Here is a 17,436-nt window from a genome sequence, read left to right as displayed (position 1 = left end):
TTTAAAAAGCGCTGCGCGCCGCACCCTGCGGGCCGCAGATTATCCGCGCTCGTTTGATTAATAAAGCAACACTCTTTTTGTAATGTCGCAAGTAAACGAAAAAACAACAATAAAAAACACAACCCAACAGGTAGATCCTGAAACAAGTTCAGGATGACCTCTGTTTTTTATAAGAGGCCTTTCTCCCTTGTCATTCCCGAAGGTCGTAGTCGGGAATCTGTTTTTGTCGTTGTTGTTCTCTTACGAAACGACAGATCCCGTATAAAAACACTACGGGATGACGGCGAAAAACAATAAAACAAGTTAGTCCTCCTGAACTGGCGGCCCGCAGGGTTTTCAGAATCTACATCTTGGGTAGTTAGTTGTTGTCGTTATCCTGGAAAGTTGTAGTCCAGGATGACGATAAGGGCTAACGGCAAAACACTTTCCGCACGCAAAAAGCGCATAAAAAAGCCCCGGGCGGTAAAAAACCGAACCCGAGGCTGATTATAAACAGGCTCTATGCTACTGGTGAGATTCCTTCTTTTTAAATTGCGCGTTGTAGAGCGAAGCATACGCGCCGTTGGGCACTTTTAACAAGGTTTCGTGCGTGCCTTCCTCCACGATGCGCCCCTCGTTAAGCACCACAATTTTATCTGCGTTTACCACCGTGGATAAACGGTGCGCAATCACAAATACCGTGCGGTTCTTCATCAGGTTATCAAGCGCCTTTTGCACCACGGCTTCGGACTTATTGTCCAAGGCGCTGGTGGCTTCGTCCAAAATGACGATCGGCGCGCGGCGGATAAAGGCGCGCGCAATGGCTACGCGCTGGCGCTGACCGCCGGAAAGCGTCATTCCGCGTTCTCCCAGCACCGTATCCAAACCGTCCTTTAAGGTATGGATAAAATCGTCCAAGTGGGCGTTTTTGACGGCTTCCTGCAAATCTTCTTCCGTGGCGCCGGGGCGGCCAATCAAAATATTGTCGCGAATCGTGCCCGTAAACAGGAAGTTATCCTGAAACACCACCGAAATATGGCTGCGTAAGGATTTTAAAGTAAAATCCTGAATATTCACGCCGTCAATCGTAATTTTCCCTTTGGTTACGTTGTAAAAACGCGGGAGCAGGCTGACAACGGTAGATTTCCCGCCGCCGGAGTTCCCCACCAAGGCCACCGTGGAGCCTGCGGGAACGGTCAAATTGATGTCCTTTAACACCTCTACGCCGGGCTTGTAGGCAAAGGATACATCTTTAAAGCGGATTTCCTTTTTAAGGCCGTCCATTTCCACCGAGTCCGGCTGGTCGTAAATATCCGTTTTAAGTGCAAAGATTTCAAAAATACGGTCAATCGCCAAAAAGGCCTTTTTGATATCCACATAGTTATCGCCCATTGTTTTAACAGGCGTGTAGAGCATTAATAGCGCCGTAACAAACGATGTAAAGTTACCGCTGGTAATGGTGCCCTTTACAATCATTGAACTGCTCTGCCAGAACACCAAGGCCAAGCCCAAGGACACAATAAAGTGCATCACCGGGGACAGCCAGCCCGTATGTTTCACCATACCCATATTAAGGCTGAACACCTCGTCCATTAAGTGGTTAAAGCGGGCCTCCTGGTCCTCTTGCAGGTTGTAGGCGGCAATGGTGCGGTTGCCGTTAAAGGTTTCGTTATAGGCGCGCATAGCGATAGAGGAAATCACCACCGTATTGCGCACGAGTTCTTCCAATTTTTTGCGCACTACATAAATAAGCGCACCCGCCGCGGCAAACGCGCCGATGGCGATAAACGTCAACTGCCAAGAGTTGTAAAGTAGCACAAACACCAAGGTAATGGACGAAAACACGCGCGTAACCACCATACGCAGGTTATTGATAAGGCCATTGCACGCGGTGTCGGCATCGCCGTTGTAGCGCATCATAATATAGCCGGAGTCGGTCGTGTCAAAATATCCGCTGTGCATACCCAACAGTTTATGGAAGAGTTTTTTGCGCACGTCCAAGGTAATTTTGTTGCCCACCCACGTATTTAAATATTTAACCAAATACGTTAAAATGCTTTGCGCCAGCACAAAGCCGATAATCAAAAGCGGAATCCAAGCGGCAAAAACGGCATTTTTGGCGACGAGCACGTCATCGGTGTAATACTTCATAAACAGGGCGACGGTGGCATCCAGCGCGCCGACGGGCAACGCCAGGAGCAAGCCCAAAATGGCCCGGAAGAGATACGGCTTAACAAAGGGCCACATTTTTTTGTAATTATCCACAAAGGGGTTGGAAACGATTAATTCCCCCACGGGGCGGGTTAAAAAATTTTTCATAGAAATCTCCGGTATAAAACGGCTTATTTTATTATAACAATTCCCCGGCGCGTTTGTCCGCAGAACCGGCGGGGGTTGCAAAGTTATTTTTACTTTGCTAAACTAATCAAACAGTTATCCAAACGGGAATATCCCGTTCGGACGCAAATTTTTGTATAGAAAGGACTTGTTGTATGGTTATTAAGAAAGCAAACAAAGAAGCACTCACCGCCGCTGAATTAAAGGAAATTAAAAAACATTTAGAGGAATTGAAAGAGGACGCCGCCGCCCGCCTGAAAGATAAAAAGAATATGGATATGCCGGAAGCGGAAGTAGGCGACCCGATTGACGATGCTTCCAAAAGTTTGGATAAAGAAATTTTGTTTGAACTCTCCGGCAACGCGCACAATACCATCGGGCAGATTGAAGCCGCCTTGCGCAAAATTGACAAAGGGATTTACGGCTATTGCGAATATTGCCGCCAGCCTATCCCCAAAAAACGCATTAAAGCAATGCCGTTTGCGCGCTACTGCGTAAACTGCCAGCACTCCACCGAAAAAAGCCACGATTAACGCTTTTTGAGCACTAAAAAGGGAGCCTTAAACGGGCTCCCTTTTTTTCGGTCTGAATACTGTGCTATTTGTTAGAAAAATACACAGGCGTTTTGTTGGTATCTTTGGCGTACGCCATAATTTTATAAGAATCCTTCTGCACGCCAATTCTAAACCCTTTGGGCGAAAGGACCTTTTGCGTATCGCGCTGGAATTGCACCGGGTCGCCGGACAGGAGCGACAAGCGCAGTAAATCGTTGGTGTAGTAACCGTAGCGCGCGTAATGGGCTTCTTCCAGCAGTGCCACATTTTGCAGTTGCGCCTTGGCCTGGTTTACATAATACTGCTGCACCACGGAGCCGCCGCCCAAACATTGTTGGTACATCACCCACACAAAGCCCACCAGCAGCAAGGTGCCGAGCAGGCGCACAAGCAACCGCTCCCACCAGGCCTTTTGGCGGATTTGCACGACCACACTACCGCCTAAAAAATCGTGCAGGGCGCGGTGTCTGTCATCAAAAAACGCAAATAAAAAGCCACACATTAAAAGCGCACCGCTAATGTAATAGCCGACCGCACGCATAAACGCACGCGGGAACGACACGGGGCCGCTCAAATCCTGTTTGACTACCGCAATGCCCACCAAGGCTTTACCAAGGGTTACGCGGTCTCCACACGAGAAAATGGCTTCGTACAGCACAAACAGGGCATTAATGCCCACCAGTACCGCCGCAATCTGCCACATTTGGGCATACGGCCCTAAAATCTTTAAAATGGCAAGCCCGATAAACTGCCCCGGGATAAAAATGACGCCGTAATCAATCAGCAAGGCTACAAACCTTTCGGTTACCGAAGCATACACCACTTTGGGCGTTTCGTCCACCGCCGCGGGCTGAACAGGGGCGGGCTGCGGGTCCATAATATTAATGCGGGTTTCTGTCATAAAATTCTCCTTTCGTCTAGTTTATTATAACAAGTTTTCCCCCGCCCAAACAAAAAAAGAGAGCGGAACTTTCGCTCCGCCCTCTTTTTATAAAACGCTTGTTTATGCGGCAATACCCAATTTGGAAAATAAGATATACACGCCAAACACGCACAGCACAATCGCCACGCTGACGGTTACGCCCAAATTCCACGGCGTATTGTCCACTATGTTGAGGTCTTTTCCGTCGTCGTAGCGGTTTTTGGCCGGCCACAGTTTGCCCGTAATGTACATAAACACAATGGACACCACAAACAAAATAGCCAAGATATGCAGGAAGTGCAAATCCGTCTTAATCACACCCAACTGCGTAAGGCCGTAGCCCACCATAAAGAACACCAGCGTAACCTTGGCCGACCACGCCGGGGCCGTTTTATTGAGCATACCGAAGATAATCAGCGTGAAAATCGGCACGTTGTAAAAACCGTTTACCATTTGCAAATAGTTAAACAGGCCCGAGGGAGCCTTGGCAATCAGCGGTGCCACAATCATAGAAAACACCGCCAATAAAATACCCACATATTTGCCCTTATGGACAAGTTCTTCGTCCGTGGCCGTCGGCTTGATAAGCGGCTTATAGACGTTAAGCATAAACAAGGTAGAAGTGGAGTTCAATGCCGCGTTAAACGAACTTAAAATCGCCCCGAACAGCACTGCCGCAAAGAAACCGATTAAATAGAACGGCAATACTTTATTAACCAGCATCGGGTACGCCATATCCCCCACTTCCAAAGGCGTGCTTTGGAAGATGTGGAACGCCACAATGCCCGGGATAATTAAGTAAATAGGCCCAATCAGTTTAAAAATAGCGCACAGCAAAAGGCCCTTTTGCCCTTCCTTTAAGTTCTTGGCCGCCAAGGCGCGCTGGATAATCGTCTGGTTGCAGCCCCAATAGAACAGGTTTACGAGGAACATCCCCGTAAACATCGTAGCAAAGGGAACCGGGTCGGTGGCGGAGCCGATAGCATTAAATTTTTCCGGGTGGGCCTTTACCACCTCGGTAAGGCCGGCTAAAATATTGCCGTCGCCCACATAGGCAAGGGCAAACAGCGGCACCATCATCCCGCCGATAATGAGCCCGACCCCGTTAAGCGTATCGGCAATGGCCATAATGCGAAGCCCGCCGAAAATGGTATATAAGCACCCCAGCACGCCAATCGCCACCACAACCACCACGATAGCCATCATCGGCGAGAGGTGGAACGTGCCCATAATGTCAAAGATACCGCCCATACCAATCGCGCCGGAATACAGCACCGTCGGGAGCAGAATCAGCACATACCCCGCCAAGAACAAAAAGTTTACAAACTGCTTGGTGGCGCCGTCGTAACGGTCGCCCACGAAATCCGGGATAGTGGCGTAACCCTTTTTTAAGTAGCGCGGCAGAAAGAAAAACGCCACGATAATAAGCGCCAAAGACGCCCCGATTTCGTACCCTATACCGGACATATTAAACATATATCCTTGGCCGTTTAAGCCCACCATTTGTTCGGTAGATAGGTTCGTAAGCAAGAGTGAGGCGGCAATCACCCACCCGGTAAGCCCTCTTCCGGCTAAAAAGTAGCCTTCCGAGGATGATACGTCTTTCTTGCGTGTCAGGTAATACGACAGGCCCAACACAAGCGCCGTAAAACCTGCAAACGACGACAGCGTAAGCAACATATTCCCTCCGTAGATAATCCGTAAAAGTTCCGGCGTAAGCCGGCCCGACAAGAAACTGCAAACTGACCGATTTTCCCGCCCGGTCCTTGATTTCTGGCGGGTTAATCGTTATACTTTGTAGTATATCAGGACCGATACTTTAATTGTAATGATAATCCGGCTGTTCGTCAATGGGAGGTTTTTATATATGCTGATTTGGTTCTTGTTCGGGGCAATGTGTATGGGAGTAGTGCTGTTTGGGTTAGCGTATTGGAAATTCGTGTTGCTTAACAAGGCCGCCCAAGCCGCCTGGCAAAAATTAGATAACAATATGAAGAACCGCGCGGAACTAATCCCGGTGCTGGCGCTGTCTGCCGCGTCGTTTAACGAATTGGACCGCGAATTTATTTATGAACTTTCCCATATGAAGGAAGCCTGCCGCACCGCGCAAACCCTGCAAGAGCGCGTAGCCAAGGAAAATGAAATCACCCAAAAATTTAAAAAGGTCTTTACCGCCGCAATGAAGCACCCCGAATTAAAGACGGACGAACACTTTTTAAAGTTGCAAAAAAGCATTATTTACGCCGAAGGAAAGGTGCAAAGTGCAAAAAAGAAATACAACAGCGCGGCGCGTGATTTTAACACCATTGCCGCTATTATTCCGCTTAACCTGATTGCCAAAATGTTTGAGTTTGAACCCTACGAATATTTTGACTTTGACCCCAGTTTAGATAAAGTAATGGAATAGAAAAGGCCCCTTTTCGGGGCCTTTTTTATGAACAAATTAAACGCCGCGGTCCATTTCCAAAAGCACTTGGATACGCTTTTCAATGGGCGGGTGCGTAGCCAACAGGCCGGATAGCGAGCCAAACAGCCCCATACCCATAGGCCCCATAGGGCTTTCAATACACATTGCCGCCATAGCGGAGTGTTCTTGGATATCCTCCACATACGGACAAGCGGATATTTTTTTGAGCGCACTGGCCAAGGCCCGCGGGTTACGCGTGGTTAAAGCCGCCGTAGCGTCCGCCTGGTATTCGCGCGTGCGGGACACCGCCAAACGCAGTAGCGGTGCAATAATATAGCCGTAAATCATACAGATAATACCCAGTACAAAAAATAGCAAATTCGCCTTTCCGCTCTCTTTACTGCGCCCGCGGCTTAGCCCCATCCTAAAACAAATCTCGCCCGCCAGCGTAAAAAACGAAATGCCCGCCACGGTAATTAACATCAGGCGGATATCGCGGTTTTCTATGTGCGCGAGTTCGTGCGCAATCACGCCCTCCAATTCTGCGCGGTCCAGTCTCTTTACAATTCCCTTGGTAAGCGCCAAGGAAGCGTGCTCCGGGTCCCGCCCGGTGGCAAAGGCGTTTAGCGCGTTATCGTTTAAAATATAGATTTTGGGAGGAGGTAATCCGCGCGTAATGCACAGGTTTTCCACCAGACGGTAGATTTCCGGCTGGTCGTAGGCCGTTACCGGGATAGCGTTTACGCTATTTAAAATAATGTGGTCGCCCGTAAAGTACGAAACGGCTATCCACACCATTGCAAGCCCCCAGCAAATGGGCAACACATACATCATCAGTTGGTTAAGTTGTGCCATTTGGTCGGTGGCCTGAAATTCGCTTACCGTGGCATACGGGTCGCCCCCTATCACAAAAAAGACAAGGGCAAACACGCCCCACGTTAAGAGCGCAAACAGGATAGGAAATAACAAAACAAGCAGCACGGTGCGCCGCTTGTTTTGTTTTATAAAGTCATAAGTGGTAGCCATTTACGGCTCCCGTCAGAATTGCACTTTTACGGGTTGGCGGGCCGCTTGTTCGCCTTCCGCCAATTCAAAAAATTCCCGTTTTTCAAAGTGGAACATAGAAGCCACAATGTTGCTGGGGAACATTTCAATTTTCGTATTAAGTGCAAGCACATTGCCGTTGTAAAAACGGCGCGCGGCCTGGATTTTATCCTCGGTGTCGCGCAGTTCACGCTGCAATTCCATAAAGTTGGCGTTGGCCTTTAAGTCCGGGTAGTTTTCGGACAGGGCAAACACGGATTTTAACGCACCCGTGAGCATATTTTCGCTTTGGGAAATTTCCTTCATATTCCCCTGCGCGGCCATAGCCATATTGCGCGCTTGGATGACCTTTTCCAAGGTGCCGCTTTCGTGCTGGGCATAGCCCTTTACGGTTTCCACCAAGTTGGGGATTAAATCGTAGCGGCGTTTCATTTGCACTTCAATATCGCTCCAAGCCTCGGTGGCGCGGTTCTTTAAAAGTACAAACCCGTTGTACACGCTGACGGCGTAAATGACAAACACCACCGCCAAAATAACAATAATCCAAAGTCCGTTCATTTCTGCTCCTTAATCGTCGCGTTCATCACGTTTTTGGTTGTGATAGAACTGGTAGCGGGACGCTTCATACAGTCCCTTGGCAAGCGCCTTCATATGTTCAAAGCGCTGCGGTTCTTTTTTAGAGATATCTTCATTGTAATTATCTGCGGCGTACTTGTAAAGGCCTTCCTTTTCGCCTTGGCTGTGGTAGTAGTAATCCCCCTGCACAAAGCCAATGGTAGCAGGCGATACAGCCCAGCCGTAGATAAGCGCACCCGGTTCGGGCGTGGGGTCAGTCAGCACATCGCGGCCGATAGCACGCGTAAAGTACGGGCGGCCCAAAATACCCATTACCGTGGGCAAAATATCCACTTGGCTGGCGGTTTTGCTGATGACCTGCGGTTTTTTGACCGGGCCACCCGCAATAATCAGCGGGATTTGGTGGTTAATCAGGTTCAAGTCCACATAGCCGCGCGGCATATTTTCGGACTGCGGAGCCGCCAAACCGTGGTCGCCGAAAATCAGGAAAATCGTATTTTTGTAATAGTCCGATTTTTCCGCCAATTTAAAGAACTCGTGCAAGGCGTGGTCGGAAAAGCGCAGCGAATTGTATTCCGCCACACTTACAAAACTGCGTTTGTGGGCCAAGTCCTCGCCGATATCTTTGACTTCAAAGCCCGCGTTGTCGTCGGGAATCGTGTAAGGGCGGTGATAGCCGGAGGTTTGGATAAAGGCAAAGAACGGCTTGCCGTTGTTATCCTTTTGCTCCTCGTTTAACACGCGGTTGGCCTCTCGGAACAAGTCCAAGTCCGAAATGCCCCACACGTCGTTGCGGTGTTCGTGTTCAAACTTGCCTTCCTCGTACATATGCACGTCGCCCAAGTTGTGTTCCAAAATACCGCGGATGTTACCCCAACTGGCACTACCACCGATGAAATAATATTTTTCGTAATCGCGCAAGGCGTTTACCACCACGTGTTGGTCCACAATCAAGGGGTTGCGGGAACTGGTTTTAAAGGACGTTACGTCCGGAATGCTTGTAACCGTGGCGAACACGGCGCGGGCCGTAGCGGAGGTAGGCGAATAAAAATGCGTGAACAAAATGGATTTATCCGCCAAACTCTTGATAAACGGCGTGGGGTCAATGTCCGGGTTGGTCATAGAAATTTTATTCCAGGCCAAGGATTCCATAAAGATAACCACCACGTTGTAATCGTGCTGTTCGGCTTTGGGCTTGGCCGCCACCGTGCGCTCAAAATTAAGCGTATCCTTATCGGGGTGTTGCACGCCCAAGTAAGCGGCTACGGTGTCGTAATATTCCTGCGTTTTGGCTTTATCAAAACTGTCCGCCTTTACAAAGCGGGCCGTATCGTAAATATTAAGCACCGGGTTTAACGTCAAATTGCAAATAAAGTTGTTGGTAGAGTGATAGGCATTGCTCCAACGGAGCGGATACTGGCTGAGTTGGCCAAACATCAGCCCGCCCGTAACAAGCAGCCCTACAAAGAACCAGCCCAAGTTACCCTTCCAGCGGTAATTGTCGGTCTGCGCAAAGGCTTTTTTCTGCAAGCGGTTTACAAACCAAAACCCTAGCACGCCCCAGACAACTAGACCGATAACCGCCCACACCAAGGGATATGTTTCCCAAGCCATTTGTAAGGAAATGAGGGCGTTTTCGGAATATTTAAAAATGGAGTAGTTAATGCGCATTGCGATATAGGCATAGTGCGCAAAATCGGCAAAATAAATCAGCAGTACCGCGGCTTCCAGCACGGCGTACAACGCAGAAATACCCTTGCGGATAACGCGCGCCCCGTGCCAAAAAGCACAAACGGTAAAGTATAAGCCCAAGGGAATTGCCAACGCACAGGCAAGGCGGGCATCAAACTTGGCACCGATATAAAAAGTCTGCCACAGTTCGTGGTAAGACTGCGGTACAAGCGCCGCGTGAAACACAAACAAAAAGATTCCGCGGAAAAGGGTAAACACCACCCAGTTAGCCAAGATGAACCAAGCGTAAGACTTAATCCACCCCGGTACGGCGAGTTTCTTCATAATTCCTCCAAATTAGACTGCTTATATATATGATATCAAATCTGCTTCGCGCGCGGAGGGCCCAGAAATAAGGGCCAAAGGGCCCGCCCTAAAAATAGGTCCTTGGACTCTTGTTCCCCCAGCCGATATTTTTTATTCTTATCATATAGGAGATTACAATGAACTTACGTTTTTTTACTTTATTACTTGCCGTCTGTTTCGTGGGAGTTACCCCTTTGCAAGCCCAAAAGGGTATTTTAAAATCTTTTACCGCCGCTAAAATCGTTCACCCAACCAAAATTTTATCGGAATCGGAATTTCATTTATTGTCCTCTAATCTCTACGCCATAGACCAAACACGCAAGGCCTTAATCAAAAATCCCAACTGGGCCTTTACGCCGGAGTTTAACGCCTCACGCAGCCATTTAGAAGCCTTGGGGCTCCCCTTGCCGCAAGTGCCCGCTGCCCGCGCCACCACCGCCGACAGAACCCGCTTTTTGCAACAAACGGTAAAAACCTTAGAGCAGGAACGGAAAGCCCTCGGGCAACTTTTGGATACAAAAACTTCTTCCACCGCCCCGGTAAGCCGCGTAAAGAGGAACCGCCAGTCTGCCGCCTTGGACCGCGCGAAAAACGCCTCGGACCAATACGATGTTTTGGATAGCGAAACGCCGGAACTGCATTGGGGCACCCCGGGATTAGACGAAGTATGGGTGATTCCGATGCCGGAGCCGGACCACGTCGGGCTGACTGCCGCCGCCTTAAACGGGCGCGATGTAATTGAGCGCATTGTGGACAGCAAGGCGGACACACTTCCCCAACTGTTAGACAACATTTTGCACGACCCGGATATTTTACCCGCCACCAAGACGGAAATGATGATGACGGTGGCGAACGCTTCGCAAGGTTTATCGTTTTATTTCGTCCAAGAATATATGGGCACCTTCCGGGAAATTCCGCAACTGCTTTTAGACCCCGCAGGTACGCCTTTTCAGTCCGCCCCCGCCGCGTTAAACTACGCGGAGCGCGTACAAATAGCCCTCGTCAAAAAGTTACAGCAAAAGGGATTCTGGACGGAAGAAGATTTTGAACACTTTGCGGACGTATCCGCCCTTTTCCCCACGGACCGCGCCAAACTTATTTTAGGGGCCGTAACATACTTGGACCCGTCCGCCGCCCTGTATTTGTTGGAACACCCGCAGGACGTGGCTGGCGTAAAGAAAATTGCGCAAGCCGTACAAGCCGCCCGTGCGGAAAAGGATGCCTTGTGGCCCAACGGAAATATGGCGTATAAGATACCCTTTGACGCCGCCACCGAACAATTTAAAAAGAACCGCTTGGCGGTTTTAGACGCCCAACAGAAAAAGTTAGAAGGCTTACTCGGCAAACTGATGGAGCGCGAGGACTTTTTGGACCTGCGCGCGCCCAGTTTGTTAAAACAAGCCAAAGCAAAAGCCTCCCCCGCCGACACAGAGCACCAACTGTGGCAAGCCGCCACGCAGGCTTCCTTTGCCGCACAGCGGGAACGCTTAAACCGCCTTAAAACCCAAGTATTGGACCGCCTGGGCGAGGTGGAAGAGGAAATAGATTTACTGAAATAACGCCTTCCCGGCCGGAGTTTTTTGTGCCGGGAATTTTTTATCTATACAAAAAACCCTTTTCTTTAAATAAATAAAATGCTATGCTGGAATTTCAGACGGTAGCATTTAAATACAAGGAGGCAGCACCCTATGAGAATGATTGATGTAATTATCAAAAAACGCGGAGGTAAAGCCCTAACCCAAGAAGAATTTAACTTTGTTGCACAAGGCGCGGCAAAAGGCACCGTGCCCGATTACCAACTTTCCGCCTTCTTAATGGCCTGCTTTTTAAATCCCCTTTCCGATAAAGAAACTGCCCTTTTTACCAAGGCAATGGCCCACTCGGGCGGACGGCTTGATTTTTCTTCCACCAAACTCCCCAAGGTAGATAAACACTCCACGGGCGGCGTGGGCGACGGTATTTCTATGGCGTTGGCCCCGCTGGTGGCTTGCGGTGGCGTAGCCGTGCCGATGATGTCCGGCCGCGGTTTGGGCCACACGGGCGGTACGCTTGATAAGTTGGAATCTATGAAGAATTTTGAAGTGCGCGTACCCGTCAAACTGATTTACCGCCAAATCCAAAAATTAAATGTTTGTATGTTCGGACAAACCAAGGACCTCGCTCCGGCCGATAAAAAACTCTACTCCCTGCGCGACGCCACCGGTACCGTGGAAAGCCGCCCGCTCATCGTGGCGAGTATTCTTTCCAAAAAATATGCCGAAGGCGTGGACAGCCTGTTAATGGACGTGAAATACGGCTCCGGCGCGTTTATGCAGAAACTGGAAGACAGCCGCAAATTGGCCCGCGCGCTCGTCAGCACCGCCAAACTCTTGGGGCTTAAATGCCGCGCGCTTATTACGTATATGGACCAGCCGTTGGGCCGCGCTATCGGCAACGCCAACGAAATGCGCCAGGCCATCCAAATTTTAAAAGGCGACAAAAACCTCGCGCCCGACTTTTACGAACTGTTAATTGAAGAAGCCGCCAATATGCTCGTTATCAGCGGCAAAATCAAAGACATCAAAAAAGCCCGCGCGTTAATGGAAGAAAAGATTGAAAACGGCGAAGCCGCCGCCAAACTGCGCGAAATGGTTAAATGGCAGGGTGGCGACCCCAAAGCCGTGGACGATCCCGAAGGCTACTTTAAAGACGCCAAACTGAAAGTAGAAATCAAGGCCGATGCGGACGGATATGTACAGCATATTGACGCCAAAACCGCCGGTATGGCGGGCGTACTGCTTGGCGCGGGCCGCAACACAATGGAAGACGTGATTGACTACGGTGCGGGCATTTGGCTCTCCAAGAAATCGGGCGATGCCGTCAAAAAAGGCGACGTAATTGCCACGCTCTACGCGTCCGACAAGAAACGCTTGGAAGACGGCGCCGAACTCTTTAAGAAAGCGCTCAAAACGGGCAAAAAGAAACCGGCCGCCTACAAAATCATCAAAGAAGTTATCAAATAAGTTACAAACGCTTCACGAAACACCCCGGGCTATCAAAACGCCCGGGGTGTTTTATTTAACAACTGCGGACAAAAAAGGCCCAAAGTTGTTATAATAAATTTGTTGCAAAACGGGCCAAACGCCCAGTACAATTTAATTCTGTTTTTGGAACCGTATGAAGAATACGGTGCGCTGCTTACAAGCGGCACATTCAGCCTCCAAAAGCAGTCGTTTTAGGCACAATGCCTCCGAACTGATCCTTCGGGGGTGCTGTGCCGAGTGCTTTCTGCCATATTTTTATATGGCAGAAGGCCGCGGCTGTTATTGTTTGGGTTAGGCTGAATGGCTCAATAATAACAGCCGTTTTTTATGGGCGGTTTTCTCCAAAGGCAGAACTAGGAGAAAACTATGAAAAAAGATTTTACCTCTCTTGTGTCATCCGCAAAGGTGGGACGGACCGCAGGGCTCGGGACGTGGGCGGCGCGGAAAAAAACATCAACATCAAACAACAGATTCCCGACTACAACACTCGGGAATGACAATAATTTTGGCAGACTATCCCCGGGCTTTACCCTCATTGAATTATTGGTGGTTGTCCTCATTATCGGAATTTTATCAGCGGTGGCTCTGCCGCAATACACCCGCGCCGTGGAAAAAAGCCGCGTAGCGGAAGCCAAAACCGTCTTAAAAGCAATCGCCCAAGCGCAAGACGCGTATATGTTAGCCAGCCCAGACGGAGGGCCAACCGATGACTTTTCACAACTAGACATTACAATACCCAATTCGGGGAAATGGTCGTATTGGTTAGAGGAAAACATAGGCGCAGGCACCTATGCCTTGGGAGCCGAACTGCCCAACAAAGATTACGTCATTTTTTATATGAAAGGTTACGGACCGGAAGACGGAGAATTTTATTGTTCCCCAATGGATTCTGCAAACAAAGGCTGTGAAATTTTTGGGGGCACGCTTTTTGAGCAAGCGTCAACCGGGTGGGATTTGGTAAAACTATAAGGTAAACAGCCCCCGCTTTTGTAGCGGGGGCTTAAATTTTTTCTAGGGTCCTTCAAAACTTAGTCCTCTGGGCGTAAACCAATTACTCTGCGGAGTCAGCGGGGGCTTTTTCCTTTTTTTTGAAAATGCCAAACAGCCCGCCAAGGCCTTTTTTTACGGAGCGGCTTGCAAAGTTGTTGCCAATGCCTTGCGTAACGAGCGACGACACCGACCCCAGCATACTCATACTGCCCTTGGGGTCGTCCACCGTGCCGCCAATGTTTAGTTTCAGCGGCATAATGCCGTCCACCTCGTGTTTACCCGGGGCGGCCTGCACCATCATATCAATTTTGCCGCTGTTAAAATCGGTCGTGCCGTTTAAACTAAACGATACCATATCGGACACAAAACTCCCGTCCTTTACGGCGGCCGTTCCCTTGGTAAATGTTACATCGGTGGCGAACTTGTCAAACGCCATACGGCCCTCTATTTTCTGCTGACTCTTGGGCACGCGGATTTGCATCGGCTGACCGTCGGGCCCGGTAACGGTTTGCAGAACCGTGTCTTCCTCTTTGTCGTTCGTGCTGACGGCGGATACCAACCCGCTGCCGATACCGTTTAACACGGAAAATACATTTAGCGAATTAAACACCTTGCCCACGATATTAACGGACATAAACAATACCTTGGTTAAGGCGTTGGCGTCGGTCAGTTTATATAAATCCTTAATCTCGCCGTTACCCATAGACAAATTGAGTTCGCCGTGCGCGCGCTTCATATCCGGGGTGAGGTTGCTCAAATCCGCTTTGAGCAAAATTTGCTGGCCCGAAATATACGGCGCGTCCAGCGCGTCTATTTGTATCCGGCTAGTAACCTTGGCGTGTGGCAGGGGCCACGCGGCGGGCTGATTTTTATCCGCCGGAGCGGTTTTTTCGGCCGGGGCCATTTGTGCACTTTCCGGCAACGGCGGCAAAATCAAATTCTTGGCTAGTGCGTTTAGCGAAACGACCAAATCCTGGGGCGATTGGTTCCAAGTTGCGTCCACGGAAAAGGGCTCTTTATTTAACAGCCCCGACGCCGTAACGCTGGAAACCGCCGTTTTAAAGTCCATAGTGCCCTGGGCCGCTATATCTAGCGCGCCTTGCTCCAAACGGCCCGCGTAGCCGACATTTGCGCCCATATCGGCGGCTTTAAGGCTGGCCTGCCAATTCTGCTGGGTCAAATGCGCCGTACCGCTGGCGGTTCCGGCGGCTTGGTACTCTTGCGCCAGTTGGGGCAGTTGGGCCAAAAGGTCCTTAAAATTCAGTTGCCAATCGGCCTGCGCCTCGTACTTTAAAGCCGCGCCATAATCCACGCCGCCCTTGGCCGAGAGTTTCGCCCCGGGAAGAGACAAAACCGCTTGGTTGATGGTCAGTTTTTCCCCGGGCAAATTGGCCAGCACATCCGTTTTAAAGTTTACTTGCGGCACTTCAAAATGCGGCTGTTCCGGCGCGATATTTTTTAAGGTGTCCGTGGTTAAATTTTCCAACGTAACGCCCAATTTTACGCGCGGGGCGGTAAAATCCTGCGCTTGGAAATTTATCTTGGCCTTGGCCCCGTTATACGAGAGCAAAAAGTCGGGCATTTGCACCTGCGCGCGGGATAAATCTCCCCCCGCTAAATTAAGATGCACATTAAACGACACGGGGAATTCGTACTGTTTTTCCCCCTCTTGGTAGAATCCGTCCGCCGCAAAACCGAGGTTAATCAAATCCCGCACCACCAGCCGCTTGCCCTGCAAGGTAATATTTTTTAGCGCGGCCTGTATATGGCTTTGCTCATCCGTATAAAACACATTGATATTTTTTAGCGATAAATCCGTTAAGGTCAAATACGGCAGAGAAAGCGTATCCGTTTGCGCGGGTTCGCTTTCTTGGGGCGCTTCGCCGGACGACAAATCCGCCCAGTTGAACTGTCCGTCCGCCCCTCGGCGCAAATATGCTTCCAATCCATTAACGGTAAGGGATTTTAATTTGATATGCCCGTGGATTAAATGGATAAGGGACACCCGCACGCGCAAGCGGTCCACCGATAAAAAGGTTCCCTGTTGAAATCCCCCGGCTTCGGACAAGGCGAATTTATCGGCCTTTACGCCCATAAAACTGGCGGACATTTTTTCCAAACGCACCTCGCGCCCGGTGGCCTCCTGCACCTTTTGCACGGTGTAATTTTTCATCCACTCGCTTGACGATACCCACCGCAAAGTGAGGTCCGCCCCAAAAAATAAAATCAGCGCGCACACCGCCACCGCGGCCAGCCGCCGCAACACCTTATTTGTCATTTTTACCCCTCATACTGTATTTACATCCGCAATAATCTTGCTTGTATAATTGTAATTCCTTTATAAGCGCTTGGCGCAACTCTTCCAATCCGTTTTTGCGCCAGTTGATAGCCGCATAAGGCTTGCCTACCGCATACCACGCACGGCGGGCGGCCTCGTTTACTTGGTCCAAATTTTTATAGCGGGATACCCCCAATACCGAGGTTAGCGCGGTGAATTTGTGTTCCAGCGCGTACTCTTGCGCCCTTTTTAAGCGCATATAAAAACAGGCCGAACACCGCTTGCCGCGCTCGGGCTCGTTTTCCAACCCGGCTACGGCCTTATCCCACGCTTCGGGCTCATAAGGCAGTTCCACAAATTTTAAACCAAAATGCTCGCACACGCGCTTCTGTTCGTCGCGCCGCTTTTCGTACTCGGCGGACGGATAGATATTCGGGTTATAAAACAAAACGGTAGCATCTACACCCTCATCCGCTAATTTTTTAATAGCCGCGCACGAACAAGGCGCACAGCAGGAAAGGATAAGTAATTTAGGAAAATACATATATATTAATTTTACCAAAATAGGAGCCCGCACCCTAGCGGGCCGCGCCTTGCAGGCAGCAGGGTTTCAGAACCTACCGATTGTGTCGCTAGTCATTGCCGTCATCCTGGAAAGTCGTAGTCCAGGATCTGTTGTTATTAAAATAAGGATTAGCTTCTGGACAGAAACCTTCCAGAATGACTTTGTTAAATAACGCCCACAACAAACATCCCAAGCAGTAGATCCTGAATCAAGTTCAGGATGACCTCCCTTTTTAATAAAGTCGTCATCCCCGAGGAATTTAGTCGGGGATCTGTCGTTTCGGAAGAGAACAACCTCGGCAAAAACAGATTCCCGACTACGACACTCGGGAATGACAACAGAAACGATGAGATCCCGGATAAAAACCTTCCGGGATGACGGCAAAAAGGCCTCTTATTAAAAAAGAGGTCATCCTGAATTGCCGCCCTTACCGCTAGGCGGCACCCCGTAATGTTTCTGTACGGGGTCTATTAATAGGGTTCACGATCTACTGCTTGTGTGGTTAGTTGTTATCTAAAAAGTCATTCTGGAAGGTTTCTGTCCAGAAGCTAATCCTTATTTTAATAACAACAGATCCTGGACTACAACTTTCCAGGATGACGGCCACAGCACCCCACCAAACAGTAGATTCTGAAAACCCTGCGGGCCCCCGAGTGAACGCCAAACAATACGGCACTCCCCGGGACAACAAAAAGGGCGCCCGTTTAGAGCGCCCCTATGTGTA

13 protein-coding genes are annotated in these 17,436 nt (G+C 49.7%); 5 read left to right on the top strand and 8 right to left on the bottom strand.

Annotation, left to right across the window (positions count from 1 at the left end):
- Positions 1 to 504 precede the first annotated feature (504 nt).
- Positions 505 to 2,298, bottom strand: a complete 1,794-nt coding sequence (locus ACR0QV_RS04140; protein WP_432634810.1) for an ABC transporter ATP-binding protein — start codon at positions 2,296 to 2,298, stop codon at positions 505 to 507.
- Between the two features lie 173 nt (positions 2,299 to 2,471).
- On the opposite strand from ACR0QV_RS04140, the gene ACR0QV_RS04135 reads away from it, so the two are divergent.
- The gene (locus ACR0QV_RS04135; RefSeq protein WP_432634808.1) at positions 2,472 to 2,849 is read left to right on the top strand and encodes a TraR/DksA family transcriptional regulator; all 378 of its coding nucleotides are present in this window, start codon (positions 2,472 to 2,474) and stop codon (positions 2,847 to 2,849) included.
- 64 nt (positions 2,850 to 2,913) lie between these two features.
- Here ACR0QV_RS04135 and ACR0QV_RS04130 read toward each other — a convergent pair whose 3' ends face one another.
- Both ACR0QV_RS04130 and ACR0QV_RS04125 read right to left on the bottom strand, forming a co-directional pair.
- Positions 2,914 to 3,771 (bottom strand): RDD family protein, encoded by an 858-nt coding sequence (locus tag ACR0QV_RS04130; RefSeq protein ID WP_432634806.1) that lies wholly within the window; start codon positions 3,769 to 3,771, stop codon positions 2,914 to 2,916.
- 102 nt (positions 3,772 to 3,873) lie between these two features.
- On the bottom strand, positions 3,874 to 5,472 hold the full coding sequence (locus tag ACR0QV_RS04125; protein ID WP_432634804.1) for a solute:sodium symporter family transporter: 1,599 nt from the start codon (positions 5,470 to 5,472) through the stop codon (positions 3,874 to 3,876).
- 187 nt (positions 5,473 to 5,659) lie between these two features.
- On the opposite strand from ACR0QV_RS04125, the gene ACR0QV_RS04120 reads away from it, so the two are divergent.
- Positions 5,660 to 6,199, top strand: a complete 540-nt coding sequence (locus ACR0QV_RS04120; protein WP_432634802.1) for a LemA family protein — start codon at positions 5,660 to 5,662, stop codon at positions 6,197 to 6,199.
- A gap of 36 nt (positions 6,200 to 6,235) precedes the next feature.
- On the opposite strand, the gene ACR0QV_RS04115 is transcribed toward ACR0QV_RS04120, so the two are convergent.
- Genes ACR0QV_RS04115 through ACR0QV_RS04105 form a run of 3 tightly spaced genes read right to left on the bottom strand, consistent with a single transcriptional unit; the run spans position 6,236 to position 9,835 of the window.
- The gene (locus ACR0QV_RS04115) at positions 6,236 to 7,225 is read right to left on the bottom strand and encodes a M48 family metallopeptidase (protein WP_432634800.1); all 990 of its coding nucleotides are present in this window, start codon (positions 7,223 to 7,225) and stop codon (positions 6,236 to 6,238) included.
- A 12-nt stretch (positions 7,226 to 7,237) separates the two neighbouring features.
- Entirely contained in the window at positions 7,238 to 7,801 is a 564-nt protein-coding gene (locus ACR0QV_RS04110; protein WP_432634798.1) for a LemA family protein, read from the bottom strand.
- Positions 7,802 to 7,810: 9 nt separating this feature from the next.
- Complete coding sequence (locus tag ACR0QV_RS04105; protein WP_432634796.1) at positions 7,811 to 9,835, bottom strand: LTA synthase family protein; 2,025 nt, start codon at positions 9,833 to 9,835, stop codon at positions 7,811 to 7,813.
- Positions 9,836 to 9,993: 158 nt separating this feature from the next.
- Between ACR0QV_RS04105 and ACR0QV_RS04100 the strand changes: the two genes are divergently transcribed.
- The 3 genes from ACR0QV_RS04100 (at position 9,994) to ACR0QV_RS04090 (ending at position 13,848) form a co-directional block, all read left to right on the top strand.
- Positions 9,994 to 11,415: a hypothetical protein gene (locus tag ACR0QV_RS04100; protein WP_432634794.1), complete on the top strand. Its 1,422-nt coding sequence runs from the start codon at positions 9,994 to 9,996 to the stop codon at positions 11,413 to 11,415.
- 129 nt (positions 11,416 to 11,544) lie between these two features.
- Positions 11,545 to 12,858 (top strand): thymidine phosphorylase, encoded by a 1,314-nt coding sequence (locus ACR0QV_RS04095; protein ID WP_428052228.1) that lies wholly within the window; start codon positions 11,545 to 11,547, stop codon positions 12,856 to 12,858.
- A 387-nt stretch (positions 12,859 to 13,245) separates the two neighbouring features.
- The gene (locus ACR0QV_RS04090; RefSeq protein WP_432634792.1) at positions 13,246 to 13,848 is read left to right on the top strand and encodes a type IV pilin protein; all 603 of its coding nucleotides are present in this window, start codon (positions 13,246 to 13,248) and stop codon (positions 13,846 to 13,848) included.
- Positions 13,849 to 13,930: 82 nt separating this feature from the next.
- Here ACR0QV_RS04090 and ACR0QV_RS04085 read toward each other — a convergent pair whose 3' ends face one another.
- The gene (locus ACR0QV_RS04085; RefSeq protein ID WP_432634790.1) at positions 13,931 to 16,147 is read right to left on the bottom strand and encodes an AsmA family protein; all 2,217 of its coding nucleotides are present in this window, start codon (positions 16,145 to 16,147) and stop codon (positions 13,931 to 13,933) included.
- Entirely contained in the window at positions 16,137 to 16,691 is a 555-nt protein-coding gene (locus ACR0QV_RS04080; RefSeq protein WP_432634788.1) for an epoxyqueuosine reductase QueH, read from the bottom strand. The genes ACR0QV_RS04085 and ACR0QV_RS04080 overlap by 11 nt, the downstream gene beginning before the upstream one ends.
- Positions 16,692 to 17,436 lie beyond the last annotated feature (745 nt).

Source organism: Candidatus Avelusimicrobium sp., assembly GCF_050873505.1.
In the GTDB taxonomy this organism is placed as follows: Bacteria; Elusimicrobiota; Elusimicrobia; order Elusimicrobiales; family Elusimicrobiaceae; genus Avelusimicrobium.
The sequence above is the reverse complement of the archived record's forward strand: the minus strand, read 5'-3'. Positions and strand labels throughout refer to the sequence as shown.

What these genes read in the sequence shown, in the direction of transcription:
- ACR0QV_RS04140 (WP_432634810.1), bottom strand. Translation starts at nt 2,298, where the DNA reads ATGAAAAATTTTTTAACCCGCCCCGTGGGGGAATTAATCGTTTCCAAC.
- ACR0QV_RS04135 (WP_432634808.1), top strand. Translation starts at nt 2,472, where the DNA reads ATGGTTATTAAGAAAGCAAACAAAGAAGCACTCACCGCCGCTGAATTA.
- ACR0QV_RS04130 (WP_432634806.1), bottom strand. Translation starts at nt 3,771, where the DNA reads ATGACAGAAACCCGCATTAATATTATGGACCCGCAGCCCGCCCCTGTT.
- ACR0QV_RS04125 (WP_432634804.1), bottom strand. Translation starts at nt 5,472, where the DNA reads ATGTTGCTTACGCTGTCGTCGTTTGCAGGTTTTACGGCGCTTGTGTTG.
- ACR0QV_RS04120 (WP_432634802.1), top strand. Translation starts at nt 5,660, where the DNA reads ATGCTGATTTGGTTCTTGTTCGGGGCAATGTGTATGGGAGTAGTGCTG.
- ACR0QV_RS04115 (WP_432634800.1), bottom strand. Translation starts at nt 7,225, where the DNA reads ATGGCTACCACTTATGACTTTATAAAACAAAACAAGCGGCGCACCGTG.
- ACR0QV_RS04110 (WP_432634798.1), bottom strand. Translation starts at nt 7,801, where the DNA reads ATGAACGGACTTTGGATTATTGTTATTTTGGCGGTGGTGTTTGTCATT.
- ACR0QV_RS04105 (WP_432634796.1), bottom strand. Translation starts at nt 9,835, where the DNA reads ATGAAGAAACTCGCCGTACCGGGGTGGATTAAGTCTTACGCTTGGTTC.
- ACR0QV_RS04100 (WP_432634794.1), top strand. Translation starts at nt 9,994, where the DNA reads ATGAACTTACGTTTTTTTACTTTATTACTTGCCGTCTGTTTCGTGGGA.
- ACR0QV_RS04095 (WP_428052228.1), top strand. Translation starts at nt 11,545, where the DNA reads ATGAGAATGATTGATGTAATTATCAAAAAACGCGGAGGTAAAGCCCTA.
- ACR0QV_RS04090 (WP_432634792.1), top strand. Translation starts at nt 13,246, where the DNA reads ATGAAAAAAGATTTTACCTCTCTTGTGTCATCCGCAAAGGTGGGACGG.
- ACR0QV_RS04085 (WP_432634790.1), bottom strand. Translation starts at nt 16,147, where the DNA reads ATGACAAATAAGGTGTTGCGGCGGCTGGCCGCGGTGGCGGTGTGCGCG.
- ACR0QV_RS04080 (WP_432634788.1), bottom strand. Translation starts at nt 16,691, where the DNA reads ATGTATTTTCCTAAATTACTTATCCTTTCCTGCTGTGCGCCTTGTTCG.